Annotated in this window: 2 protein-coding genes; both read left to right on the top strand. The window is 42.9% G+C overall.

The window, feature by feature from the left end; translation table 11 throughout:
* Window positions 1-77: 77 nt before the first annotated feature.
* Entirely contained in the window at window positions 78-1,082 is a 1,005-nt protein-coding gene (locus tag F6K46_RS39655) for a hypothetical protein (protein ID WP_293068977.1), read from the top strand.
* 84 nt (window positions 1,083-1,166) lie between these two features.
* Window positions 1,167-1,457: a hypothetical protein gene (locus tag F6K46_RS39650; RefSeq protein WP_293068975.1), complete on the top strand. Its 291-nt coding sequence runs from the start codon at window positions 1,167-1,169 to the stop codon at window positions 1,455-1,457.
* The last annotated feature ends 123 nt before the right edge of the window (window positions 1,458-1,580 follow it).

Raw genomic sequence — 1,580 nt, 5'->3', positions numbered from 1 at the left:
TATTCTAGCTCAGAAGCCGGATATATCCATCTCGCAGCGCCCCTTCGGGTGGGAACTTCGCTTGAACTCTAGCCTCTATGGAGAATTATGGAATTCTCACTCCTTTGAGCGCCTTCATCGGTCGCCCAGGAGACTTCATCATGACAGACCGAGCCCAAATTGCAGCACAATCCCAAAAGAGATCTAAAGGGGATGGTAACGACATAATCATTGAAGCTGGTTCACTTTCCTTAAACAACAGAAGCTTTATTAGTAGTCAAGTTCAGTCGAACAGTAAGGGCAATCCTGGAAATATCAGGATAACGGTTAAGGATAAGATTGAGCTTAACAACAGCGATATCGAATCTTTCGTAAATGCTGGAGCGGGAAACCCAGAAACAGCGAAAAACACCCCAGGAGGGGTTGGCAACATTACCATTACAGCCCGCTCTCTATCCCTTAAAAATGGAGGTAAATTAGAAGCTTTTACTCAGGGCAAACTCCCAGCAGGTAATATTACAGTCAATGCTACCGATTTTGTGGAAATTTCTGGAAAAAACGCCAATCGCATAGTTACCGAAACTCGACTAGGAGCTGAGAGTGTTGGGGAAAACGAGCCTCGGGGAGGAAAGATAAATATCACAACTGGTAAATTGACCGTATCCAATGATTCATTTATAAGCACTCGCAGCATCGGTAAATTTCAAGGCGGTGAAATCACAATCAATGCTAACGAAGTAAAGGTCACTGAAGGGGGGAAAATTATTTCTACTGCCTTAAATAGTAATCCCTTCGAGATAATAGGCATCACGGAAGAGGGAGAAATTAAGACTAAACCCTTAAATGATGAGGGTGGAGATCCTGGCAATGCTGGCACCATTACGATTAATGCTTCAGAGCAAGTTATTGTTAGTGGTAGTGCTCCCGACTCTTCCTCGCAACGTATTGTTATTATCAATAATATTCTGGAATCACAAAAGCGGCAACTGGATAACGAAGATAATAAACTAAACAGAGAAAACCGTCAACTCATCAAAAAGCTGGATGAACTCCAGGAAACCCAGAATCAAATAACGGAAGCAAATATCAAAAAACTGGAATAAGACATAGAAGAAATAGAGACAAAAATCCAAGACATAGAAGAACGAATAAACGTTATAAAACTGAACATATCCAATGAAGTCCTTGTGATCTTTGATGATGACCCTGACAGCAGGATTTCCGTTGCAGCCAGCGGAGGTAGCCAGGCAGGAGACTTGACAGTAACAACCGAAAAGCTAACTGTCGAAGATGGAGCCAAAATATCAGTAAGCGCTGTACCATTAACTCAGAATGGTTTTCCAGAAACCGATGTGGATCAGAGGGAGCTAGGAGTAGCTGGTACACTGGAAATTAATGCTGAATCTCTCACCCTAGACAACGGCCAACTTATAGCTGCTACTGGAAAAAAAACCGAAGACAAAGATGCAGCAACGTAAGCATTCAGGTGATGGGGTTGACAAAAAGGGAAGGATGAGTAGTAGTGTAGAACCATGGAAATCAAACCGCCAGCTATCCCAAATAGCTTTGAAGCTCTGGAACTGCTGCCCCAATCAGTTCTG

The sequence above is a fragment of the Moorena sp. SIO3E8 genome (assembly GCF_010692445.1).
Lineage (GTDB): Bacteria > Cyanobacteriota > Cyanobacteriia > Cyanobacteriales > Coleofasciculaceae > Moorena > Moorena bouillonii.
The sequence above is the reverse complement of the archived record's forward strand: the minus strand, read 5'-3'. Positions and strand labels throughout refer to the sequence as shown.

Coding starts and splice junctions, on each gene's coding strand:
- F6K46_RS39655 (WP_293068977.1), top strand. CDS start 78: ATGGAGAATTATGGAATTCTCACTCCTTTGAGCGCCTTCATCGGTCGC.